This window comes from Trichocoleus sp. FACHB-40 (assembly GCF_014695915.1).
GTDB classification, from domain to species: Bacteria; Cyanobacteriota; Cyanobacteriia; order Cyanobacteriales; family FACHB-T130; genus Funiculus; species Funiculus sociatus.
In genome coordinates this window covers 141,422-166,426 of the sequence record NZ_JACJPF010000052.1, presented here as the reverse complement: position 1 = coordinate 166,426, position 25,005 = coordinate 141,422, and the positions used below count along the sequence as shown (strand labels likewise).

Here is a 25,005-nt window from a genome sequence, read left to right as displayed (position 1 = left end):
TATGTTTGCTTGAAACCTTTACCTGTTGAGGAACTGAAGCATATTTAGTATTAACGTAATCTTGAAGCCATTTTTTAGAAACGCTAGTTACCCTAGCAATTCCTGCTAAAGAATTTTTCTCCAGTAACATTTTGTTAATGTAATCTAACGTATGCTTATCAATGCTCTTATTGTTAGGGTTTTCAACAAATTGCCTGCCGCAATCTTGACATTTATATTTAGGTTTTTTATTGTGAATTCTGCCATTTTTAACAATATGGTTAGAACCACAACGAGGGCAGTCAGGTCTAGAAGTAAGCATAATTACTGAAAATCTTGATGTTTTTTAGGAATTCTAGCATTTAATAGGAGATAAGCTTTAAAAATAGATTTAAATTAATAATTATGCTAATTGTTAAACTAACCGCTTGCCAAGGCAAATAAATAGCCACCGCAAAGTGGAAAATTGAAAGTAGTTTTAGTTTATATATTTACCTTTTCACTACATATTTACCACCACCAAATAATTAACAAGGTATATTGCTGAGATAAGCGATTGGGAAGGGTAGAATGCGGCTTTGAATATTTATTCAAATATAGATTTCGTGATGTTTTTTAACGCTTTAGATAGAAAAGTTACACACAAATTAGATAGCAAAGTTACACACAAATAAAGATTGATTCTGAGGGTTGCATAAGGAATAATTCGCAAGACTGATAACACGCACGTTGCCAGCTTTTAAGCTGAAAGAATAAGCCTCTGAAATAAAAGATTTAATAAATGTCTGACCTGATTTTGTTTTGGCATCGTCGCGATTTACGCATTTCGGATAATATTGGACTGGCTGCGGCACGTAAGCGGAGTCAGAAGGTTGTAGGTGTTTTTTGCCTAGATCCGAATATTTTGGAAAGGGATGATGTGGCACCTGCCAGAATGGTATACATGATTGGCAGTTTGCAGTCACTTAAAGAGCGTTATCAGCAGGCTGGTAGCCAGTTGTTGATTCTGCACGATAATCCGACTCAAGCGATACCTGCTTTGGCTGCGGCTTTGAATGCTAAGGCAGTATTCTGGAATTGGGATGTGGAACCGTACTCGAAAGAACGCGATCGCATTGTTACTGAAATTCTCAAAACAAAGGGTATCGAAGTACAGAATAATTGGGATCAGTTATTACACTCACCAGAAGATATTTTCACAGGTTCCAATAAACCCTACACAGTTTACACTCCTTTCTGGAGAAACTGGAGCAGTAAACCCAAAACCGAACCAGTAGAAGAACTCAAAGATGCTGAAAATTTAACCCCAGCCGAACAAGAAGCAGCGCATCAGTCTGGAGTGGTGGAATTGCCTACAGCAAACAATTTGGGATTTGTCTGGGATAATGAATTGGTGACACAACCGGGGGAAGCTGCGGCGCAAGAAAAGCTGGAAGAATTTTGTGACTCTCATCTGGGCGAATACAAAGAACAGCGCAATTTTCCCGCAGTTCATGGAACATCTCAACTCAGTGCAGCCTTAAAATTTGGCGTTATTGGTATTCGCACAGTTTGGAAAGCTACCGAAACTGCTTTAGAGAACAGCCGCAGCGATGAAGAACAATCTAGCATCCGGGGATGGCAACAGGAACTGGCGTGGCGAGAATTTTATCAACACGCGATGTATTGGTTCCCAGAATTAGCAGAAGGTGCTTTTCGCGAACTTTTACAAAATTTCCCTTATGAAAACAACGAGGAAGACTTCCAAGCGTGGTGTGAGGGGAGAACTGGCTACCCGATTGTAGATGCAGCGATGCGGCAAATGAATGAAATTGGCTGGATGCACAACCGTTGTCGGATGATTGTCGCTAATTTTCTCACCAAAGACTTGCTCATCGATCCGCGTAAAGGTGAAAAATACTTTATGCAGAAGCTTTATGATTGGGATCTTTCGGCCAATAATGGTGGTTGGCAGTGGAGTGCTTCGAGTGGCATGGACCCGAAGCCAGTAAGAATTTTCAACCCAGCTACTCAAGCTCAGAAGTTCGATCCAGACGGTGATTATATCCGGGAATGGGTGCCAGAATTGCGCTCTGTAGATACAGAATATCTGGTTACTGGAAAAATCCCAGCTTTGGAGAGTGAAGCTGTTGGTTATCCTGCGCCAATTGTGGATCACAACAAGCGCCAACGCCAGTACAAGGAACGCTACCAACAGCAGAAAGAGCAGTTTGATAAGACATTAACTACGTAATACTGGCGTTGCATTCACATAGCGTAGGTGGGGTTAAACAACGAAGCCCAGCAAGGCTTATGTGTTGGGCTTCGTTCTAAGGGGTACATCCCAGTTTGGCAAAAATACCAGGACAAAAGGAAATCGCGGTTACGCCAACCCCCCCGCTATCGCTAAAGCGAGGCTAACGCCAACACCTAGGCTTCGCCAACAAGAAGAAAGGGGGCAGAAGTTGCTTCGCGTCTCTTCAACCAAGTCCGCCTGCGCGGACTCAATTAGTCCTGGGTCGGTAGGCTTTGTCTGTGTAGCCAGAGACTGGAAGGCTATAGGCGATTTGCAAATACGGGATACTCCCGGTTTCAAGTTCCCAAACTACTAAGTCTAAAAACTTGCGGCTTTCTGATTTTGTCGGCTTTAATTGGACAGAAACAAGCAATGAGTTTTGTCTGGAGAAATCTAACGTGTCTAAATTGTGCCGCGATCAAGCCAGAGAAGAATTAATCTTGATTATGGGTGCAGGTGTAGCAGCAGGTGTAATAGATATACCGTTTCTGTTCGCAGCTGGGATGACTTTTGCCGAGATAGCTGTTGTAAATCGAATTGCCAGAATTTATGACGTTGATGTTGTCGCCGCAGGCGGAGCATCTGCCTTAGCTGGGGCAGTTATGGTGGGAGGAGGGGCTGATGCGCTGTATAAAATAGCAGTCGAAGTGTCTTCTAATATACCCTTCATTTCCAAACTAATAAAGCCTGCACTCGGAGCCGGAGCAATTTGGAGTTTTGGGGAAGCAGCGATCGCATATTTTGAAACCCAGTATCCCAGTAAAGTGTACAGCTCCCACACCAACGAAGTTGAAATGAACTAGCGCTAAAGGTCGAGCGAAATTTTTCTTATTATCTTTCCTTCCTTGTCCTTTGCCTTTAAAGCGCGATCGCGCATGGCTTCGCTAACGCTAACCCTAATGCGGTTCATTTTTCTTATCCTCTAACCTACATATCCAATCCCCCCAACCCCAAGGATAAATTGGGGGGCTAAACATATACCTAGTAAATATTTAGTGACATGGGATAAAACAACCCTAAGTTATCGGATTATAAAGTGGCACATCAGCACTAGGCAAACCATCTCAATCAAAAGCAGGATTGAGAAAACATAAACGTATTCTATGGGGTCTACTGATGCCTTCTCCACTTGACCGCCCCATTACCATTGAATTAACCGTAAAAGCTTCCCAGCCCGAATTATTAGAAGGACTGGATGTCTGGTTGCGCTTAGGCTTGATTTCTCAGGTTCAAGTCAAGCGCTTGTCTACAAAATACCTTTCCTGTCCCTTACCAGAACTGGAAATAACCACAGCGACACCTCAAGACACAGTATTTGCTAACCCTCCATTTCATGAAGAATCGTCGGATTTAGTTCTACAAACAACTCAGAAGAAACCCCCCAACATTTTAGAAGGGATGTTTCAGTCACTAGTGGCAGAATTAAGCGTCCGCTGGCTGCTGTTTTTAGGTGTGTTTATGGTCGTAGTATCCTCCGGGGTACTAGCCGCAAGTCAATGGCAGAGATTTCCCGCTGCGGGACAGTATGCGGTTTTGTTGGGTTATACCTCAATTTTCTGGGGAGTTAGTTTTTGGGCGCGTCAGCAGCCTAATTTGCAATTAACAGCGCAGACGTTACAAATTGTCACGTTGTTGCTGGTTCCTGTCAACTTTTGGGCGATGGATAGCTTCGGGTTGTGGCGCAATCCCGTGGATTGGATTGTGGTAGCGATCGCAACCATTACTCTCACATTTATTACCTTCCGGTTATTAAAAAATATCCTCCCAACTTCTGGTTTAGGACGCTTACAAAATTTACCTTTTTTAAATATTCTGGGACTGAGTTACCTGCACTGGGGTTGGAAATTTCCAGAATTTCCCCTTATCGCCGTTTATGCAGGAATGGTGTTAACAACCATCGCTACCGTTTATCAAATTCGTTACCGAAAATACCCGCAATCTGGAAGCCTGGGTCTAGACGAACAAAGCCTGTCTGCGCGGGCTATAGAAGAAAATAATAAAACTGGATTCGGTATCAATTTAGCAGCAGGATTAGTAATCTATGCCTTATTGTTGCTGCTGTTTCGGGCAATTTTTGTTGTCAATATCCCAATTACACAATTAGGTTTAGCCCTGGGAATTTGTGGTTGGTTGGTAGCATGGTTATCGCAACAAATGCCGCAGCCAGCAAGAGGAAACAGGAAACAAGAAGATACCCAATTACCAATTACAGATTACCAATTTCCCTTAGAAAATATCGGCGGAGTTTTAATATTGCTAGGCTGGGTAGTTTCGTTAAGGACTGAGTTTCCTTGGCAAGCGACTGCTGTTAGCGGCTTAGGTTTATGGTTCTTTATCAGGCGCTTGCAACGGTTTGAAAAGCGTCAGGATTTGGCAGCAATTTTCGTAATTGGGTTACAGACAATTTGCTTACTTTGGCTATTAGTACCCGCTTCAGTACAAGGGTGGGCGATCGCAACTGGTAGTCAACTCACTGGTTCTCAAAACTCTCCGTCAGCGTTGCTGAGTCTGGCTTGGTTTCCCTACTTGATTTTGATGGTAGCAGTGAGCGATCGCTTATATCGAATGAACAAACCCGATTTAGCCCTTTTTGGTGAACAGTTAGCACTCAGTTTTGGGGCTTTACTAACTCTGCTGAGTTTGGCAAACCCAACATTGCGATCGCTAAATCTACTTTTATCCACCCTAACTCTCTTCGCTGTAACCCAACGCCGTCCGCTCAAAGTTAGTTTAGTTTATCTAACACATATTATCGGCTTGCTGACATTTTGCTCTTTCATTGACCGCTTTTTCCCCTCTTTAAGTCAAGAAATCTGGGCAAGCATTTTGTTAGCTGTGATGGTAGCAGAATGGACGTTTAGCCTTTTAGCTTCACACTCAACATTGTGGCAGCGCAGCGCATGGCACCTTGGGTTAGGACTTGCGGCAATAAGTTATCAATTACTGTTGCCAATTACTTCTTTATCCTGGGATAGCGACATCATTAGCCGCCAGCAATGGAACATTATCTGGTTAGTTACACCCCTAGCTTTAACTGGAGTTGCCAAGCAGACTAGTCAACCACAACGACAATTAGCTAGTTGGCTGAGTGTGACAGCTTTGGGAATGGCACAACTCCTAACCTTCACTTTACCAGGAGCCAGATTAATCAGCTTAGGCGTGGCAACTGGCTTGATGTTAGTAAATACGCGCTATTTGCGGCACCAAGCAGCAGCAATAATTACAATCGGATTTGGCTTAAGTTTCGCCACAATGCTGCTGTGGGAAGGCGTACCAGGAGTAGCGCGACTCTCAGCACCCGGTTGGCTAATTGTAGGAGCGATCGCATCCCTTAGTTTATGGCTCTCTAGCAGCTGGTTGAAGCGCCGTCACGGGACTTTAGCCGCCCTTTACGCAAAATCTGCGGATAGTTGGGCGATCGCGCTGTGTAGCCTAGAAATGGTTTCGCTGACAGTTCACTCACTGTATGTTTACTGGGCGCTGGTTTCCCCATCTGTGAGTGTTCTAGTCGCCGTTATTTTGACAATGGGCGCGATCGCTTATCGCAGTTACTTACAACCCAACAACTGGGCATTTTATGGGCTGGGGTGGTGTCTGGAATTGTTGACTGCCGAGGCGTTGGGCTTTGTCGGGCGTTCGGTGATTAATTTAGCGATCGCCAACATTGCTTTAGGTTTAATGACGCAGCTTTTAGGAGAAATTTGGCGACGGCGATCGCGACTGGAAATCCGCAGTAGCTGGCACATTTTGCCGCTATTGTACGGCGTATTGGGTGCGGTGTTACGCTGGGATACCTTTACCAGTTGGACAGGCTTATCTACACTAGCGATCGCCTTAATTGTCATTGGCGTAGGGCGACGGCAGCAAGAATTCAAACCCCTTGTCTACTTAGGATTACTTGGAGTATCAATTTCTGCATACGAACTCCTCTTCTACCAACTCCTACAAGCATCGGGAGGAGGCTTGGGCGATGGCTTGATTGCCATGTCCGCCCTCGGCACCAGCATCATGTATGCTTATCGCGTCCTCTCCCCGTGGCTGATAAATTACTTACGCCTGACCGCCCAAGAACTGAAAGTTGTATCACATCTGCACTGGGCTTGGAGTAGCGCCTTATTATTATCAGCCATTGCTACTCCCATTGAAATTAACCGCCTTCTAGGATTAGGCATTGGCTTATTTTTGATCAGGTATGCCATCTATCAGGGTAAGCGATCGCCCCTAGATCCCCCCTTACCAACTGTGGCGGGGCGGATCAGCACAGCAGAAACCTGGGTTTATTTGGGTTTATTACAAATCGCTGGTATCCGAATCTTTTGGATTTATACAGCCATCGGACAGCTATGGGCAGGGCCATTACTTCCCTGGAAAGCCCCAATATCCTGCATTTGGGCTTATCTTCTCTACGCTTTACCTTGGGAAAGGTGGGGATGGCCCAAACGACCCTGGCAGCAAGCCGCATACATCCTACCGCTAATTATGCTCTGGGAAAGCAGATTAGAGATTCCCTCAATTGGCTTACTAATCGTAGCGGCGTTTTATGTCTTACTCGCAAAGCTAACAAAGCAAATCCGGTTTACTTATCTGACTGCGGCATTAGTTGATTGGGCTATTTTCCGGTGGTTTTTCGACTTACGACTCACCGATGCCCTCTGGTACATCACACCAATCGGATTATCCCTGCTTTATATTGCCCAAATCGATCCCAACCTGAAGTTGCCAACTCAAAGGGAAACTCGCCACAACCTCCGGTTACTCGGTACTGGCGTAATTTGTGTAGCGGCATTTTTCCTGCATCAAGAAACAGGCATACAGCCGGGAATTTTGAGTATAATCGTCATCTTTGCGGGATTAGCTTTGAGAGTGCGGGCTTTTCTTTACGTTGGTACAGCAACTTTTTTACTGACTGTTTTTTACCAGTTAGTAATTTTTATCTTCGATTATCCTTTTTTCAAATGGGTTATAGGCTTGCTAGTCGGCATCGCTTTTATCTCAATTGCTGCTAACTTTGAAACCCGTCGCGTTCAGCTGAGTTCTCTGCTGCGAAACTGGCTGGCAGAACTAGAACAATGGCAATAGTTGCAACTCATTGCTGATAGTTCATAGTTCCAATACGGTTCGCTTAACGTTGCTTCCAACACAAACTATCCTCCTAAGCGCCAATACGTTTCACTGAAAGCTAAACATCCCAAACCTACTTAGTTAGCCAATAAGCTTCAGCTTACTTTAGCTTCTCGGCGTGAAATTTATTTCCTCTTATCCGTGAGTCAGTGGTATTGAATCCAGTTTTTCGATAATTGCATGGCATAATGGAGTGCATTTGCTTGACTTATACGATTTCAACTTTAGATTTATCCGTTTCAGGAGTTAAATCGTCACTGAGAACAAGCGGCTGGATTGAGGCGCTGCCCCTTGCAGGGCGAGCGTAAAGCCTGCAATACCAGCAATGGTGAAAAAAGTTCAATCTTCAGGAGCGAGAGGCTATAGTGAAGGTTTTGGTGGTGGGCAATGGGGCTAGAGAACACGCTCTCGCATGGAAACTGCTGCAATCCCAAAGTATTCGGCAGGTGGTGTGTATTCCCGGTAACGGGGCTACAGCGGCTCTGGAGCGTTGCCAGAATCTCGCCTTGAGTGTTGATGATTTTGAGGGAATAGGACGATTTGCCCAGGTTCACAACATCTCTCTGGTGGTTGTAGGGCCAGAAGTGCCGCTGGCTTTAGGAATTACAAATTACCTCCAAAGCCAACATGTCAAAGTGTTTGGCCCTACCAAAGAGGGAGCGCAAATTGAAGCGAGTAAGTCTTGGGCAAAGGCTTTGATGGAGGAAGCTGGTATCCCGACGGCGAGATCGGCTGTTTTTACTGAGTTAGAGGCGGCAAAAGCTTATGTGACACAACAGGGTGCGCCGATTGTCGTTAAGGCAGATGGTTTGGCTGCTGGCAAGGGTGTTACAGTTGCGGCAACTGTTGAGGAGGGACTCGCGGCAATTCAGGATTTATTCCAGAGTAAGGTTAAAACCGTTGTGATTGAAGAGTGTTTGACGGGGCAGGAAGTCTCCGTTTTAGCTCTCACGGATGGCTTGACGATTCGTCCGCTGCTCCCAGCGCAGGATCATAAACGGATTGGTGAGGGCGATACTGGGGCAAATACAGGCGGTATGGGAGCTTATTGTCCAGCTCCGATTATGACACCAGAGCTATCCAAACGAGTGCAGCAGGAAATTTTGGAGCCAACGATCGCAGCGTTGAAAAAAAGGGGCATTGATTACCGGGGCGTTCTCTATGCTGGGTTGATGATTACCCCCGAAGGCGATCCGAAAGTTCTGGAATTCAACTGTCGTTTTGGCGATCCCGAAACTCAGGCAATCCTGCCTTTGTTAGAAACACCCCTAGAAGACTTGCTGCTTGCCTGTAGCCAACGGAAATTGGCTCAGCAGCCGCCGATTGCCTGGAAATCGGGAGTCGCCGCCTGCGTAGTCGTGGCGGCGGGTGGTTATCCCGAAACCTATAAAAAAGGTCAGGAAATTACTGGCATTGAGCAAGCTGAGGCAATGGGAGCCACTGTATTCCATGCTGGTACGAGTAGGCGACAGCAACAGGTGGTGACAGATGGCGGTAGGGTGTTGGGCGTGACGGCAGTTGGGGAGAATTTTGATAATGCGATCGCTTTAGCCTACGCCGCTATCAATTGCATTCAGTTTGAGGGGATGTACTATCGCCGGGATATAGGCTATCGCGTCACTACAGCCAGCTCGACCAGGGAATAAAACCTAGAAGCTAGGGGAAGCGTGTAGAATTGTTTGTAACTACCACACAGAAAGGAAATTCCGCCTCTGTTTCTCCTTGTCTCAAGTGAATAAGGCTCGGATAGGTAGAGTAAAACAAAAAAATAGAAAGGCAAAATTAAAAATTCTAGAAAAATTTTTAATTTTCGATTTTAAATTCATCTAGCCCCTAGCCCTACCTTGCTGGCTCTACTGAAAACCATTCGAGAAATCCTAGCTCATTGGTGGTCGGAGTTTACCCTCCAGACCCGTCTGATGGCGGCTGCTACCTTAGTGGTCTCCTTGGTGATGAGTGGTCTGACCTTTTGGGCAGTGAATACGATTCAGCAGGATGCCCGACTGAATGACACTCGCTTCGGGCGCGACTTGGGTCTGTTGCTGGCGGCTAATGTCACCCCTCAGATTGCGGAAAACAATCTGACTGAGGTGGCTCGCTTTTCCCATCGCTTCTATAGCAGCACCTCCAGCGTCCGTTATATGATCTACGCTGACGCAGATGGCAAAATCTACTTTGGCATTCCTTTCTCTGAATCTGAGGTACAAAATTCCCTCACCATTCAGCGGCGGATTCAACTCCCAGAGGATTACGCCGATAATTCCGAGTTGCCAATGGTGCGCCAGCACATAACTCCTGATGGGGAAGTGACAGATGTTTTCGTTCCCCTGATGCACGACGGCAAACACTTGGGCGTTTTGGCAATTGGTATTAACGCCAATCCTACAGTGGTTGCCTCTTCCCATCTGACGAGGGATGTGACGATTGCGGTTTTCATTTCTATCTGGGTGATGGTGATTTTAGGCGCTGTTATTAACGCTCTGACAATTACTCAGCCAATTAGAGAACTTCTTGTCGGGGTAAAAAATATTGCCGCCGGTAACTTCAAGCAGCGAATCGACTTGCCGCAGGGAGGCGAACTCAAAGAACTGATTTACAGTTTCAACGAGATGGCAGAGCGGCTAGAGCGTTATGAAGAGCAAAATATTGAGGAGCTAACGGCTGAAAAAGCCAAGTTAGAGACGCTGGTTTCTACTATCGCAGATGGAGCGGTGCTGCTAGACACCAATTTTCACGCGATATTAGTCAACTCGACAGCGCGACGCATTTTTGGTTGGGATGGCGTTAATGTAGTGGGAAGTAACGTTCTGCATTATCTCCCAGCACCCGTACAAGTGGAGCTGACGCGACCGCTGTATCAAATCGCGGCTGGCGAATGCGATAGCGCCGAGTTCCGAGTGACGCTGTGCCAACCCGCAGACCGCACGGTTCGGATTCTCCTGACAACGGTTCTCGACCAGTATCGGGAGAGCATCAAGGGAATTGCGATGACCGTGCAAGATATTACTCGCGAGGTAGAACTGAACGAGGCAAAAAGCCAGTTTATTAGTAATGTCTCTCACGAATTGAGAACGCCTCTTTTCAACATCAAATCTTTTATTGAAACCCTCCACGAATACGGTGAAGATTTAAGTCACGAGGAGCGGCGGGAGTTCTTGGATACTGCCAATCGGGAAACAGACCGCCTGACTCGTCTGGTAAATGATGTGCTGGATTTATCGCGGCTGGAATCCCACAAGCGCTATCACTTTGATGCGGTAGACATTGCCCAAGCTGTGGAGCAAACGCTGCGTACTTACCAGTTGAATGCGCGCGATAAAGAAATTGAACTGCTGCAAGAGATTCAAAAAGATTTGCCGGCTGTGTTGGGCAATTACGATTTGTTGCTGCAAATATTTGCCAATTTGGTCGGCAATGGGCTGAAGTTTACTCAGCCAGGGGGACGGGTGGCAATTCGCGCTTACCTGCTGGAGCCAAGAGTCACGAAAAGCGCGATCGCTTCCTCACATTCTCAAAATCGCCCCCAATTAGTACGAATTGAAGTCTCTGATACGGGAATTGGTATCGATCAAGAAGACCAACAGGCAATCTTCGATCGGTTTTTCCGGGTGGAAAATCGGGTTCATACCCTCGAAGGCACTGGTCTGGGACTTTCTATTGTCAGAAATATCATTGAAAAACATCACACCACTGTACACTTGGTGAGTGAAGTTGGCGTAGGTACAACTTTTTGGTTTGATTTAGCTGTTTTTAAAGAAGCGACAACAGTTGAGGGCTTGCAACTAATGGAAGGAACACAGGAGATAGAAACCACCGTGACTGCTGAAGTTATCTAGCGTCCCCTGGTAGAATAGAAGGCTACTAATAAACTCACGACGATCAGACTTGCGAACATAAGCAAACCCTGGTTGCGTTGGCACCAAAGCTGAAGCGAGTGCTGCCAGCCGAGTCCGTAGCGCTTTGTGGTCGTTTTGTCAAGTTGTTGAGAGCGATCGCTATAAAGCGTACACTCTTTTGCATAAGGGCGCTTGGCAAAGGTACAAGTATCGTCTTCGTGGTAAGTACAGGTGTCGCACAGATACTCTTCCCCAGTTGCTCGGTGTAAGGGTATGCCAGGATGACCGTAGGCTTTCAGCTCACAGCGACAATAGGGACAGGTAGTTGCTTCGGCTTTAATTAGTTGATGGCACTTGGGACAAGTCGGCATTTATCGCAACAAAGTTATTTTTAATCTAGAAAAAGACCAAATACTTCTGGGCTAGGGCTAGATCCCCCTAGCCTCCCTTAAAAAGAGCCATTGAGGTGATCTCCAAAGGCTGGACACCATCAACCGAAAAGTATTCCTCTAAATCCCAGTTTAAACTTGGGGAAACTTTCGGACTTGATACTCCGCTGAATCAATAATTGGATAGCTATCTCCCATCGCTTGATCAAACTGCTCCTCAACCTGTTGCAAGCGTTCTGAGCTAATGGATTTCCAATGTTCGCGTGTCTCCCAGCGAATCACCAGAGTAACCGCTGTTGGCTCGTTAGGATTGAGCCAAACTTCTTTACCGAGAAACCCCGGACAGGTGGCGAGAAACGCCGTCCAGATTTCGGCATCCTTCTGGATGTATTTTTCCCGGATTTCGGGGGGGACTTCTATCTTCAGCCACTCGATAACCATTTGGGTCTTGCGATCGCTTCTGGGCGAGTATAAATAGCTTTGAATCTGCCTTATGTAATTTTGCCATCATCAAAGCGCGTCAGGTAGGCAGCAGTTGTCGAGAGAATGTCACAGAATAGAACTGTAGGCGGAAAGACGAAACAACATTGCTTTATCGTCTAGGTTCAGCCACTTTTTGAGAGCGACAGGTGACAAGAAGGCACTATGGATAATAACAACTGGCTTAAGCAGCTACTGATGCTCGGTGTGGGTACGACATCTATGGCAGCAGAGAAAATTCGGGAAGTTAGCGATGAATGGGTTAAGGAAGGCAAGATCAACCCTGAACAAGCCAAAGGGCTTGTGGATGATTTGATGCAGCAAATCAAGTCAGATCAGGGTAACTTGGAAGTACAGATGCAACGGCAGATGCGTAATATGTTGCAGGATCTGGGAGTTCCCCGCCAGTCGGAAATGGATGAATTGCGGGGACGCATCGACAGGTTGGAACGTCAGGTGCGTGACATGGAAAATAAGCTGTGGCGGTGATAAAAGCTGATAGGATTTGAGAATCCAACGGGACAATCGATTTTGGATTTTGGATTTTGGATTGAATCTAAAATCCATAGTGCTTTGTGCCTATACAATGGCATCGGCGGCAAAGGAAGTTCGACCTTTGCAAAATCTAAAATTTTGAAGTCTTAAAGGTATGGAGGAAAAATTTTGAGAGAGATTTTAATCAGCGTCGGGGTCATGTTTGCCTGCGTGTTGGTGATAATATTGGCTCAAGTTAGCAACTCTCCACAAGAGGCGATCGCTTCGGAGCTAAATTACTCCTCACCTACACTTACACAAACCCCAAGCAATAACCCAGATGTTGACAGTACAAGGCTTATTACGATGAATACCAACCCAGAAAGTGACGAGAAGGTTACGACAACGCCCTCTGGTCTCAAGTATATTGAGTTAAAAGAAGGCGACGGTGCGACTCCAAAAACTGGTCAGACAGTTGTAGTGCATTATACTGGCACTCTAGAGGATGGCACGAAGTTTGATAGTTCGCGCGATCGCAATCAACCCTTCTCCTTCAAACTCGGCGTCGGACAAGTAATCAAAGGCTGGGATGAAGGACTCAGTACCATGAAAGTCGGTAGTCGTCGCCAGTTAATTATCCCCCCAGAATTGGGTTATGGATCTCGCGGTGCAGGTGGCGTGATTCCTCCCAATGCTACGCTGATTTTCGATGTAGAACTGCTGAAAATTAGCTAAATAAATCTGACGAAACCCGGTTTCAAAATAAACCGGGTTTTTGCTTTGTATATACCAATTTATTGAATCATCCCCGATTAGAAGAGGCGAGATTTCGGAAGCGCGTAAATTGCGGATCAAATAATAACTTTATGGTTCCCGTCGGCCCATTTCGATGTTTAGAAATAATTACCTCAGCAATACCTCGATCTGGTGTATCGGGTTGGTAATACTCTTCGCGATATAACATCATAATTAAATCCGCGTCCTGTTCGATCGACCCCGATTCTCTTAAATCAGACATCATTGGGCGTTTATTATTACGAGCTTCCACACCTCGACTCAGCTGGGATAAAGCGATAATTGGAACGCTGAGTTCGCGAGCTAAACCTTTGAGACTTCGGGTAATTTTTGACAGCTCTTGCACCCGATTGTCGCCGCCGCCCTCCATCAATTGCAAGTAATCCAGCAGAATTAAGCCCAACTCGCCACGCTGTTCCGCTTGAAGACGACGAGCTTGCGATCGCATCTGCATCACAGTCATATTCGGAGTATCATCAATAAAAATTGGCATCTCCGAAAGAGTGCCAAGGGCGCGACTTAAACGTTCCCACTGATTTTGTGCAACTCGCCCAGCCCGCAAATGGTTACTTTCAATCTCAGCCTCACTAGCAAGCATCCGCTGCACTAGCTGTTCTTTCGACATTTCCAGGCTAAAAACAGCTACTGGCAACTTATGAAACTCAGCGATATTGCGAGCAATATTTAAGCAGATAGCTGTTTTTCCCATTGACGGTCTACCCGCCACGATAATCAGGTCGGAACGCTGAAAGCCCCCAGTCATCGCGTCGAGGTCATAATAGCCACAGGTAAGACCGGGTAGCGCTAGATCCTGATGGCGAGTTTCAATATCCTGAAATGTATTTATCAGCGTGTCGGAAATAGGAACCAGACCCTGCTGAGGACGATCTTGGGTGAGGCTGAAAACTTTCTGTTCCGCCTGGTCGAGGATAATTTCCAACTCCGTAGCCGTCTCGTAACCCAACTGAGCAATCTCGCCCCCTGCTTGGATTAACTTACGGCGCAGGTACTTATCTATCACTAGCGCCGCGTACTGGTCGATGTTGACGGCTGAAACCGTGCGATCCACCAGTTGAGCTAACTTTGTTTGTCCGCCAACCTTCTCCAGCAAGCCTCTGTCATACAGCCAACTGGTAACGCTCATTAAGTCGGTGGGTTTACCTTGGCTGTGGAGGGTAAGGGCGGATCGGTAAATCTCTTTGTGAGCAATGAGAGAAAACGCCTCTGGCACAAGCAAGTCAGTTACTCGACCGATGGCTTCTGGGTCTAGCAAAATGCCTCCCAAGATGCTTTCTTCAGCGTCGAGGTTTTGGGGTGGAAGGCGATCGCTTGAAGAATGAAAATTCAGTTCGTGAGCCATAACAGAGGTCGTTTTAACAAGGAGCCGCCACGACTATGATAATGGGGGTTGAGTAGTCGCTGCGATCCGACACCCAACCCCCTTTTTTTGCCTGAAAAAACTGCTTCTACCCACGCGGAAAGTGTAGAGACATTGTATGCAACGTCTTCAACGCCTCTGCACTACGCTTAGCTAGGCACAACCTGAATTTGTACAACCGCTGTGATTTCCGGGTGTAACCTTATTTCTGCCTTGTAGGTGCCAGTCTCTCCGATATCAGGGAGGCTGATATTCCGCCGATCGACTTCCTTACCAGTGGCTTGTTGGATGGCTGTTGCCACTTCTGGAGCGGTGACAGTACCAAAGATGGCATTTTCTTCACCCACCTGCTTAGCAATGGTGAAGCTGCCCACAGCCTCTATAGCAGTCCTCAGCTCTGTAGCTACCTGCTTCTCTTCCAAAAGGCGCTGCCGCTCTTTTTCTCTACGCCGTTCGACTTGCTTGAGCAAGCCGGGAGTGGCAGGAACTCCCATTTTTTGGGGAATTAGGTAATTGCGAGCATAACCGGGAGCGACTTCTACTAAATCGCCAGATTTTCCCAGTTTGCTGACATCTTGATTCAAAACTAATTGCACACGTTTCGCCATAGTCTTTTTTCTGCTACAGACAACAGAAGGAGTAATGATAAGCTAGAACACTCCATCTTACAAAAAGATAGTGAGCGATCGCAATCTTTTAATCTAAAACCGATCCTTCATCCCCCGCAGCCTGGCAAAAGTCTGCACAGGGTCTAGACTTTTCACTGCTGATTGCAGCACAGGAGCGTCCCAGCGCAAAAATGGATTAGTGCGCTTTTCTATACCAAGTTGGGATGGCACTGTCGCCTCAGAACGGCTACGGGCAGCTTTTACTTGAGTCCAGCGGGCTTGTAACTCTGGGTTATCCCCATCTACAGTTAGGGCAAATTCAAGATTTTTCAGGGTGTATTCATGGGCGCACCAAACTCGCGTGCTATCGGGTAAAGCCCGCAATTTGCCCAAGCTAGACACCATCTGCGTTGGCGTGCCTTCAAATAGTCTGCCGCAGCCTCCAGCAAAAAGGGTGTCGCCACAGAATAATTCTCCCGGCTCTTCGGTTGTTGCTGGGGGAAAGTAGTAGGCGATGTGGGCGCGGGTATGGCCTGGAACAAAGAAAACTTCGCCGACTCTACCAGCAAATTCTACCCGCGAGCCTTCCTGCAAAAACACCTGTTGCCCCGGAATTCTACCTTTGTCCTCAGCACCTCCATACACGCAGACACCAGAAAAATGCTGCAAAAGCTGCTGGTTTCCGCCCACATGATCGCTATGATGGTGAGTATTAAAAATCGCTACCAACTCAGTGTCAATTGCTTCGAGGTGCCGCAGCACAGGCTGCGCTTGGGCTGGGTCTACCACTGCTGCTATTTTCTGAATCGGATCGTGGAGCAAAAAAATGTAGTTGTCCGAAAGTGCCGGAATTCGTTGAACCTGCATTCAACACTCCCTCTGTATGAGCAATTATCCCATCGTGGCATAAAATTTATTATTTCTTTACATTATTCTTGCAGTAACTTTAGCTAAATGCCAACCAATATGAGACAGATAATCTTAAATAGAGAATAAAGCGCTACATTGCCTTAAACCAGGAGTGACCAACCACCTATGGCATGGACACGAGATCGTCAGCCAAAAGAGCAAATTCAGCACATGGTAGATCGCATCCTTTCATCTGGTCAACTCAGCCTTAACGAGCATCTTCAGCTGACAACCGCCATCCTCTCTGATTACAATGTTACCGACGGAGAACGTCGCCAAATTAATCGTATATTTGACGAAATTCAGACAGGCAGACTGAAGCTAGTTGCTCGATAGCATTTTAAAATAAGTTTGCCCCCTCCTAAATCTAGCTACCAGTAATATAAATAACCGATTAGAGTTGAAAGCTAAACTAATTATGACATCCCAAACAAAGGGGATTATTACAATTTTAACACTCCTGTATTATTTCCAATACTGCATCCATTTTCTGGCTTCAGTAAGAAAGTTTCATCTAGAACAAATTCTCATTCTAATAGATCGAATTCCCAAAATCTTAGAACCTTGGCTCAAGGTTGACGGTAATGTAATATTGCAACAGGCACTTGCCAACGAAAATACCGTTTTGTCCTCGCGTAAAGCAAAAACTTCCCTATATGAACAATCGCCTTTTGATAAAACAATTTTTATCGATTCAGGTATTTGTTTACTTGCCAATATAAGTGAAATATTTGATTGTCTACACGAAGTAGATACAGTTATAACAGAAGACGTGCAACCTGCTATCACTAAAAACTCAAGCCTCCTGATAGTAAAGCAAGATGTTGTGCCAACTCTTAAATTTCTAGGGCTACCCCTAAAAGAAAATAGTATTCAGCACAATACCGGATTTATTGGCTTTAACAAATCAGAACTTAACAAAAAGCTTTTCGCGAAATTTAAAAATTATTTTGATGAAATTGTTTTCAAAAATCAGGATGTATTGTTGTTGAGATATCAAGGAGCTTTTGCTGCTAAGATGGAAGTAGTAAAGCCAAAGTTGAAAATATTACCAGCCAGTGATAACTTTTTGACTAAATGGAAAGATTCCTATGGTGATGTTACTGAACCAATAAAAGTTCTTCACTGCACTTATCCTGTCCGCCCTCAGTCCGTCAAAGCCGTTATCCATTTATTTTATACTAAGGCGCTTAACATTGCTAAATTTATGCTATCAAATATATCGAATTTAAAACTCCTGCTGTGCTAAATAACACAAGGCAAATGTTCACGACATATTGTTTATTCTTTGTAAGAGAATCCTTATATGAAAGATGTTGGCAAAATTTCATTGTTAGTTTGGAATCTGTCTACGAATGACGGAATAATGCGGGCATCTTTATTAGGAGAAGCGCTCCTAAAACTGGGATACAAAGTTGAAATATTGGGATTTGTTTTTGGTAAAAAATTATACGGGGCAACTCCTTCAAGAATTCCTATTTATGCTGTTCCTGTCACTAGCGATAATATTGACTTCAAGCCAGTCAGGGATATTTTGCAGAAAATTGATGGAGATGTAATCTATGCAATTAAGCCTCAACCTGCAAGTTTCGGAGTTGCACTTTTAAAAAAGCTGTATACGCGCCGCCCGCTGATTGTAGACATTGATGATTGGGAACTAAGCTGGCATGGAGGCGATGAATGGCATTATCGTCCAACCCCCAAACAGCTAGCCAGGGATCTGCTTAAAAAAGACGGTGCTTTGAGACGTCCGGATCACCCTTTGTACTTAAAATTGATGGAACGCTTAATTAGTCAAGCAGATGCTGTCACCGTACACACCAATTTTCTAAAAGAACGTTTCGGTGGTATATCGGTTCCGAACGGCAAGGATATTTCGCTATTTGATCCTGCTCGTTACGATCCAGAGGAAAGCAGAGTTCGCTATGGTTTGTCTGGGTATCGAATTTTGATGTTTCCGGGAGCGCCAAGACCTTACAAGGGTTTAGAAGATGTTCTTATGGCGCTGGATCATTTGAATGAGCCTGATTTAAGACTGGTTATTGTAGGCGGCAGTCCCTATGATAACTATGATGATAAACTCATTGAACAGTGGGGACGCTGGATTATCAAACTGCCTAGCTATCCGGCTGAGGTCATGCCTGAAATAGTAGCCGCAGCTCACATCGTAGTTGTTCCACAAAGAGACACTCCTGCAACTCGCGCCCAGTTTCCTCTGAAATTGACAGATGGTATGGCAATGGCTAAACCTGTTTTAGCTACACGAGTTGGAGATATTCCAGAAATTTTAGGTGGAACTGGTTATCTTGTCGAGCCGAGTTGCCCGAACCAAATCGCCGAAAAGATCCAATGGATGTTCCAGTATTTAGAAGAAGCTCAGCAGCAAGGAAAACGGGCAAGAGAAAGATGTGTAGAATCGTACAGTATTGGTGCAATGGCAAGTATACTCTCACAGGTAATTGCCAATTTATAGTCAATCAACCTTGTTGAGTCTAAAAGGAACATCTGAATATACTTAACAATAATTTATAAATTGGGTTTTGGTCAGACGGTTAGAGAATAAATCAAGTGTCTCTTTTGATTACCAGTAACTTTGTAGCAGGAAGGGCTGTATGTCTTCAAGTAAGCTACTCCTAAAATTTGCTCGCCGATATCCTGCTTGGATTGTCCTAACGATTATTTTGGGCTTTTCTGGGGGATTGTTTAACGGGGTGAGTACAGCCCTAATTGCACCTATAATTTTGAATTTTTTAGGTCAACAAATAGATTTAAAGAGCGGACCGCCGATTCTTAAGTTTATTATGTCGCCCTTTGATGGAGTTCCTAGCGACTATCGGCTGATAGTAATGGCAGCCGCTATTGTGGCGATCATTGTTTTGAAGAACCTTGCGACCTATGGCAGTTCGTTAGTATCGAGTTCTCTGTCGCGGGCCCTCACCTCCGACCTGCGGGAAGCAGGAGTGCAGATGTTGCTAGAGGTGGACTTAGATTTTTACTCCCAGGCGAAAGTCGGCGATCTGATAAATCGTTTGGGTGGAGAAGTCAGTCGGGCTGCTACGGCAATTAGCACCGCACTCAAAATGGTGATCACCGTAATTACAGTGTTGGTGTTTGTGGCTTTGCTGCTAGCTATCTCCTGGCAACTGACACTGGCTTCAACAGTTTTACTGGCTGTAGTTGCGGTAGTCAATCAATACTCGATTTCCCGTGCTAAGTATTTTGGCAAGCAGCTCTCAGAGATGTCTAAAAGTTATTCTATCTCTGTACTAGAAGCACTTAGTGGGATTCGGCTGGTTAAGGCAACAGGGAACGAAGCCAGAGAGTATCAAAGAATTCATGAATTAATTCGTGCTCGCGAAAAAGCTGATTTCCAATCTCAGGCAAACTCGGCGGCTATCGGCCCAGTTAGCGAGGTTACTGGTATTGTTGGTTTGATTGCGATCGTCTTTCTTGGGCGGACTTTCTTTGCTGATGAGATTGAATCTCTTTCGGCAGTGCTACTGACTTACTTATTGTTGCTTTTCCGGTTACTGCCCTTTATTACACAGTTAAATAGCGCACGGGGAGCTTTAGCCAATAGCGCTGCTAGTGTAGAGATAGCTAATGACTTCTTGCGCCGAGATAATAAGCCGTTCATGGGCAACGGTTCTGTAACTTACAAACCTTTGCAAGAAGGGATTCATTTCAATCAGATATCTTTTGGCTACCCCAGTCAGGCGGATATGGTACTAAAGGATGTTGATTTGTACCTGCCAAAGGGAACAACTTTGGCTTTGGTGGGGTCATCGGGTGCTGGAAAGTCAACTTTGGCTGACCTTTTACCGCGATTTTATGACCCAACGATGGGCAGCATTAGCATAGACGGGATTGATCTGCGGGAGTTCGATCTCAAGACTCTCCGAAGAGAAATGGGGATTGTTAGCCAGGATACGTTTCTGTTCAATACCACGGTTCGCAATAATATTGCTTATGCCCGGCCAGATGCCACGGACGAAGAAGTTACCGCCGCAGCGAAACGAGCAAATGCTTATGAATTTATTATGGGATTGCCAAAAGGATTTGATACTCTTATAGGCGATCGCGGTGTTCTGCTCTCTGGAGGTCAACGCCAACGCCTTGCGATCGCTCGCGCTTTAGTGCAAGACCCAGATATTTTAATTCTTGATGAAGCAACAAGTGCGTTAGATACTGTTTCTGAACGCCTTGTACAAGCAGCAATCGAGGAGTTGAGCCGTTCGCGGACTACGCTCGTGATTGCTCACCGCCTCTCGACTGTGCAAAAAGCCAATCAAATTGCTGTGCTAGATAAAGGACGTGTTGTGGAAGTGGGGACGCATAGAGAGCTTTTAAGTAAAGGCGGCTTCTATGCGCGTCTGTACGAAATGCAATTCTCTCAACAGCCTCAAGGTATATCCACCTACCATGAAGAAATCCGTAATCGTCTTTCTTACGAAGCTCGTACCCGCCTTAACTCTATAATTGGTTCCCTGCGTTTACTGGCTGACGAACTAGTAGATACTCCCGAAGAGCAAAATGAATTACTTGAAGAATCTTATAGCTCAGCCATCAGCATTCTCAATACCATCGAGTTTTTTGAAAATAGCGCTAATCTGCCGCTTAAATAACAATGGCTTCCCTTTAATTTGAAGGAATAGTTTTTAAAGCGCCCATGACCAAACACTATATATTCTTTACTAGAAATGTATTACCTCAACCTAATGCAGCTCACCTAGTTCAAGTTGCCCATTCTGCTAATGCAGCCGCCAACTTAGGTTACTCAACAGTTTTAGTTTATCTTCGTAATAGAGAAGACTCTTCCAATCCATTCGAGTTATTTTATCCCTTTCGTCCACAAACACCAACGTCAGAATTGGCAAGATTTTATAATCTTCAAGACAAGTTAAAAGTCGCACCTCTGCCGATGCCGTGGCCCCTTTCTCCAAGAGGTGGAAAGTGGAATAACTCCAGCACAGCAGTGTCGAAGTATTATTTCCCTTTTCATATCCAGCCGTCTACTCAGCTCGTACACACGCGAGATTGGAACTTTGTGAAGGCGGCTATAAAACAGGGTATTCCAGCAATTTACGAACATCACCATCACAACGCCAAGCAATTTGAGCCAGAAATTGTTCGTCATCCCCTATTTCAAATTGCAGTGACAGTGGTGGATACAGTCCGTGAAAGTATGATCCAAAATGGAATGCCACCGGATAAAGTAATTAAACTTCATAATGGATTTAATCAAGTATTTCTCCTCAGGCAGCCAGAAGGGGCTCAGGAATGGCGACAGAAACTGCTAGTGAATGGATGCCAGCATTTAGTTGTCTATTCAGGCGCGGTGAACAAATTTAAGGGCGTTGATCTGCTGATAGATGTTGCCAAGCAATTACCACAGATTCAGTTTGCGATCGCTGGTGGTAATGAGTCACAAGTACAAGCTTATCAGCAGCTAACCAAGGAAAAGGAAACACAAAACGTCACTTTTTTAGGCTACTTACCGCAAAATGAGTTAGCTACTTTACTCCAAGCTGCTGATATCTTGGCGCACCCTCACTGTTCCGGTGAAGCGGCAACTTTCACGTCTCCACTCAAACTTTTTGATTACATGGCATCTGGTACTCCCATCGTAGCCACAGAAATTCCATCGTTGATAGAATTTAAATCTACCAATGCGATCACGCTTTGGTGCGAACCAGATCGTCCCACTCAATTTGCCCAATGCCTTAAACAAGTTTTGGAAACCCATCCCAGAAAACCCGACGGATATTCAAACAGCATAGATTTTGTGAGGCAGTTCTCGTGGGAAAATAGAATTGCCAAAATTCTAAACTACGTAGACGATTCTATGCGTCCATCCCCAGTTAATTAGCTAGGAAGGTAACTTTATGAGTAGAAAAATTGTGGGGATGCTTAGCAGCTATTCAAGTCTTAACCAAAGAGATTGGTTGTGGCAACAAACTCCACATTCTTTAGGAGCTTGGGGTAGCATTCAAATGCTGGCACCAGCAACAGAGCCAGACTTTTTACTGCTGTACAATTTTAATGATTTCCCTAATTTATCCCAAAAGAAGCCGGGGTGGGGAATCTTTAGTCGCTCTAAAAAGCAGCAGGGAAACAGCGAACAAGATATGCTCAAATTGCTGCGGGGAGTTCCCAAAGAACGCATAGTTTCTCTGGTGCGGGAGCCGCCCTTCCCTGAAAAAGAACAGAGAAGAATTGCTGAATACCAAAATGCTCAGCTATACTGTGGCTATGTCTCAGGGCCGGATGACTTTGCGCCAAATCCTGATTATATGCCTGCCATTTGGTATCATGCAAATTCCTTCCGAGATCTGAATGAGATGGGTGCGCCAGAAAAGGAGCGCCCGTGCTGCTGGATAACTTCTGGTATCGACCGAACTGGTAATCATCGCAAGCGTTTGGCTTTTTTGAAGCTCTTACGAGAAAACCGTTTAGACTTTGACTTGTATGGGCGCAATTTACCTGAGTGGGCGGGTGGATATGGACAAGTTAATAATAAATGGAACGTTACCGCACCCTACTACTACAATCTGGCTGTAGAAAACTATGCCGATAATAATTGGTATGTGAGTGAAAAGCTGTGGGATGCTATTTTGGCGTGGTGTTTACCAATCTACTATGGTGGCCCTGCTGCTGATAAATTATTACCACCGGGAAGCTTCCTGAGACTGCCCAGTTTGGATGAAAAAGGGATAGGGTATATTAAGGAAGTGATAGCGACACCTGATGCTTGGTATGAGGCTAAGGAAGCGATCGGCGAGGCACGACAAATCATCTTGCATGAATTAAATCTGCTAAACTGGATGTCCAAATTTGTAGACAAAGCTCTGTAGATTAAAAACCTGATTCTTACTTAGTCACTATGAATGGTATTTGCACACTGGGTAATGACAGGGTTTACGACCAAATAGTTGCTTTGCTCAATAGCATTGAGGTCGTACTAGGTCCCGAAACTCCTGTCTGTATTTATCCGTTTGATGAGCATACAGAGATGATTGGCGCTGAAATTTCCAAGCGACCAAACGTTTTTCTTTACGACGATACAGAATCAATTCAGCGCTGGGATGAATTCATGCAAAGAGTTCGTCCTGATAAAATGGATCGGAGCAAAAGGCTTTATGGCGCTCATCGACGATTTTGTGCATTCGATGGGCCTTTTGACAAATTTATCTATATGGATGCGGATACACTAGTGATGAAATCACTAGATTTTGTTTTTGATAAATTAGATGAATATAATTGTGTAGTATATGATTTTCAGTATGTGCAACCAGAATATGTTTATAATATTAAATCTACAAAATTATTAGAAGTTTTTAATAAAGAAAAAATCAACAAAGAGATATTTTGTTCTGGATTTTATGGCTCGAAGCGGGGAGTTTTTAGCCAAGAGCAAAGAGATTGGTTAATTTCCCAACTTCAAGCAGGAGAATCAGAAATTTTTAAACCTGGCGGTCACGATCAACCAGTTATTAATTATATGTTTATGAGGTCTGGCATCCCTATTTATAACTTTGCCCATCATTGGCCTGAAAGTGAAGTAACTGGATGTACAGTCACGTCTAAACAATTTGAAGAGAAGGATAATATTCTGTATGATAAGGGCAAAAGACTGACATACATTCATTACATTGGAATTTCCCCCCGTGTCCCAGCAGCGGTATGTGCAGGAGAAAATATAGACTTTCCCTATCGAGATATTTTCCTGCACTATCGTTATCTTCATGAACCGGAGAAACGTCCAGTTTTTACAGGTGTTCCAGTACCTTACAACTACAAGCCACGCCCTAGTTTGATGAAAAGAGTGCTAAAGAAATTAAAACTAACTCGTTGAGGAACAGGTATGAGTCGGGGAATTTATATAGTTGCTAATGACCGCGTGTACGATAATGCGATCGCGCTCCTTAATAGTATTCGTTCTTACGATCCCGAAGTACCCGTTTTTCTCATTCCATTTAATGAAGAATATCAGAAAGTCGCCGATACTATCAACAAATTACACAATGTTCAGCTTTTTCCTAACTTAGAGTTTATAGATCAATTTACCAAAAAAATTGGAGAGATATTTGACCGGGATTTTTTAGCCTTACCAAATAAAATGCGTAAATTAGCGGTATGGTTCGGCCCGTTAGATGAATTTCTTTATATTGATACTGATATTATCGTATTCAATAAGATTTCAGATGTCTTAAATAAACTATCTGAAGTAGGTTTTATCTGTTGCGATTATCATCATGCTAACGAAGGCTTGCGGAACATATTTTCCCCCTATGTGAAAGAACACAACATCTTTACTGAAACGGAACTTCAAGACGTTTTTAATAGTGGTCTTTGGGCTTCCAAAAAGGGAGCAATTACAGAACAGCAAATGGATGAAATACTACGCGAGTGTGCAACCCACCGCGAGTATTTCGATTTTACTCAAGGAGTAACAGACCAGCCAATTCTCAACTACATGGTGCTTAAGCTTATTCCCAAACGTTACAATCTTGTTAAAAGTCCAGAAGGAGAGCCTGGTAGTTGGGCTGGTTCTAAACACTTTCAGGAGAAAGACCATGTCCTTTACGATCAGGATAAACGTCTAATATATCTCCATTGGGCAGGTACACCGCTTAAACCGGGTGGTGCATACTGGGACTTATGGGAACATTATCGTTATCTACATGAAGGCAGACCCGCATGGCAGAGAAAACTTCTCCGCCTATTTCCTTTTGTTGCAACGCGCACTTAGGCAAAGGAT

General features: G+C 44.8%; 20 protein-coding genes and 1 pseudogene. 15 read left to right on the top strand and 6 right to left on the bottom strand.

Annotated elements, in window-relative coordinates:
* Nucleotides 1-301 (bottom strand): annotated as a pseudogene (locus H6F63_RS11900) (IS1 family transposase); the annotation flags it as partial.
* Nucleotides 302-760: 459 nt separating this feature from the next.
* On the opposite strand from H6F63_RS11900, the gene H6F63_RS11895 reads away from it, so the two are divergent.
* From H6F63_RS11895 to nblS, 5 genes are all read left to right on the top strand, one after another.
* Entirely contained in the window at nucleotides 761-2,212 is a 1,452-nt protein-coding gene (locus H6F63_RS11895; RefSeq protein ID WP_190637578.1) for a deoxyribodipyrimidine photo-lyase, read from the top strand.
* A gap of 440 nt (nucleotides 2,213-2,652) precedes the next feature.
* On the top strand, nucleotides 2,653-3,057 hold the full coding sequence (locus H6F63_RS11890; RefSeq protein ID WP_190637576.1) for a hypothetical protein: 405 nt from the start codon (nucleotides 2,653-2,655) through the stop codon (nucleotides 3,055-3,057).
* A 313-nt stretch (nucleotides 3,058-3,370) separates the two neighbouring features.
* A complete protein-coding gene (locus H6F63_RS11885; protein WP_190637574.1) occupies nucleotides 3,371-7,333 on the top strand; it encodes a DUF2157 domain-containing protein in 3,963 nt (1,320 codons plus the stop codon).
* A gap of 407 nt (nucleotides 7,334-7,740) precedes the next feature.
* Complete coding sequence (purD, locus tag H6F63_RS11880; RefSeq protein WP_190637572.1) at nucleotides 7,741-9,021, top strand: phosphoribosylamine--glycine ligase; 1,281 nt, start codon at nucleotides 7,741-7,743, stop codon at nucleotides 9,019-9,021.
* A 198-nt stretch (nucleotides 9,022-9,219) separates the two neighbouring features.
* Nucleotides 9,220-11,211: a two-component system sensor histidine kinase NblS gene (gene nblS, locus H6F63_RS11875; RefSeq protein WP_190637570.1), complete on the top strand. Its 1,992-nt coding sequence runs from the start codon at nucleotides 9,220-9,222 to the stop codon at nucleotides 11,209-11,211.
* Here nblS and H6F63_RS11870 read toward each other — a convergent pair.
* Complete coding sequence (locus H6F63_RS11870) at nucleotides 11,208-11,582, bottom strand: zinc ribbon domain-containing protein (RefSeq protein WP_190637568.1); 375 nt, start codon at nucleotides 11,580-11,582, stop codon at nucleotides 11,208-11,210. The genes nblS and H6F63_RS11870 overlap by 4 nt on opposite strands.
* Before the next feature lie 150 nt (nucleotides 11,583-11,732).
* Complete coding sequence (locus tag H6F63_RS11865) at nucleotides 11,733-12,041, bottom strand: TIGR03792 family protein (protein WP_190637565.1); 309 nt, start codon at nucleotides 12,039-12,041, stop codon at nucleotides 11,733-11,735.
* Between the two features lie 204 nt (nucleotides 12,042-12,245).
* Here H6F63_RS11865 and H6F63_RS11860 point away from each other — a divergent pair, with 204 nt between their 5' ends.
* Both H6F63_RS11860 and H6F63_RS11855 read left to right on the top strand, forming a co-directional pair.
* A complete protein-coding gene (locus tag H6F63_RS11860) occupies nucleotides 12,246-12,569 on the top strand; it encodes a phasin family protein (RefSeq protein WP_190419814.1) in 324 nt (107 codons plus the stop codon).
* Nucleotides 12,570-12,743: 174 nt separating this feature from the next.
* Nucleotides 12,744-13,289 (top strand): FKBP-type peptidyl-prolyl cis-trans isomerase, encoded by a 546-nt coding sequence (locus H6F63_RS11855; protein ID WP_190637563.1) that lies wholly within the window; start codon nucleotides 12,744-12,746, stop codon nucleotides 13,287-13,289.
* Nucleotides 13,290-13,356: 67 nt separating this feature from the next.
* Here the strand turns inward: H6F63_RS11855 and dnaB are convergent, their stop codons facing one another.
* The 3 genes from dnaB to gloB form a co-directional block, all read right to left on the bottom strand.
* Complete coding sequence (gene dnaB, locus H6F63_RS11850; protein WP_190637561.1) at nucleotides 13,357-14,709, bottom strand: replicative DNA helicase; 1,353 nt, start codon at nucleotides 14,707-14,709, stop codon at nucleotides 13,357-13,359.
* A 167-nt stretch (nucleotides 14,710-14,876) separates the two neighbouring features.
* Nucleotides 14,877-15,335: a 50S ribosomal protein L9 gene (rplI, locus tag H6F63_RS11845; RefSeq protein ID WP_190444449.1), complete on the bottom strand. Its 459-nt coding sequence runs from the start codon at nucleotides 15,333-15,335 to the stop codon at nucleotides 14,877-14,879.
* A 93-nt stretch (nucleotides 15,336-15,428) separates the two neighbouring features.
* Entirely contained in the window at nucleotides 15,429-16,202 is a 774-nt protein-coding gene (gene gloB / locus H6F63_RS11840) for a hydroxyacylglutathione hydrolase (RefSeq protein WP_190637559.1), read from the bottom strand.
* Nucleotides 16,203-16,370: 168 nt separating this feature from the next.
* Between gloB and H6F63_RS11835 the strand changes: the two genes are divergently transcribed.
* From H6F63_RS11835 to H6F63_RS11800, 8 genes are all read left to right on the top strand, one after another.
* Complete coding sequence (locus H6F63_RS11835; protein ID WP_190637557.1) at nucleotides 16,371-16,580, top strand: hypothetical protein; 210 nt, start codon at nucleotides 16,371-16,373, stop codon at nucleotides 16,578-16,580.
* Between the two features lie 82 nt (nucleotides 16,581-16,662).
* Nucleotides 16,663-17,493 (top strand): hypothetical protein, encoded by an 831-nt coding sequence (locus tag H6F63_RS11830; RefSeq protein WP_190637555.1) that lies wholly within the window; start codon nucleotides 16,663-16,665, stop codon nucleotides 17,491-17,493.
* Nucleotides 17,494-17,550: 57 nt separating this feature from the next.
* Nucleotides 17,551-18,717, top strand: a complete 1,167-nt coding sequence (locus H6F63_RS11825) for a glycosyltransferase family 4 protein (RefSeq protein WP_190637553.1) — start codon at nucleotides 17,551-17,553, stop codon at nucleotides 18,715-18,717.
* Between the two features lie 139 nt (nucleotides 18,718-18,856).
* Nucleotides 18,857-20,869, top strand: a complete 2,013-nt coding sequence (locus H6F63_RS11820; RefSeq protein WP_190637552.1) for an ABC transporter ATP-binding protein — start codon at nucleotides 18,857-18,859, stop codon at nucleotides 20,867-20,869.
* Nucleotides 20,870-20,913: 44 nt separating this feature from the next.
* The gene (locus tag H6F63_RS11815; protein WP_190637550.1) at nucleotides 20,914-22,113 is read left to right on the top strand and encodes a glycosyltransferase; all 1,200 of its coding nucleotides are present in this window, start codon (nucleotides 20,914-20,916) and stop codon (nucleotides 22,111-22,113) included.
* 16 nt (nucleotides 22,114-22,129) lie between these two features.
* On the top strand, nucleotides 22,130-23,098 hold the full coding sequence (locus tag H6F63_RS11810) for a glycosyltransferase family 10 (RefSeq protein ID WP_190637548.1): 969 nt from the start codon (nucleotides 22,130-22,132) through the stop codon (nucleotides 23,096-23,098).
* Nucleotides 23,099-23,127: 29 nt separating this feature from the next.
* A complete protein-coding gene (locus H6F63_RS11805; RefSeq protein WP_190637546.1) occupies nucleotides 23,128-24,099 on the top strand; it encodes an Npun_R2821/Npun_R2822 family protein in 972 nt (323 codons plus the stop codon).
* A gap of 9 nt (nucleotides 24,100-24,108) precedes the next feature.
* Nucleotides 24,109-24,996 carry an Npun_R2821/Npun_R2822 family protein gene (locus tag H6F63_RS11800; RefSeq protein WP_190637544.1) on the top strand — a complete coding sequence of 296 codons (888 nt, stop codon included), beginning with the start codon at nucleotides 24,109-24,111 and terminating at the stop codon, nucleotides 24,994-24,996.
* Nucleotides 24,997-25,005 lie beyond the last annotated feature (9 nt).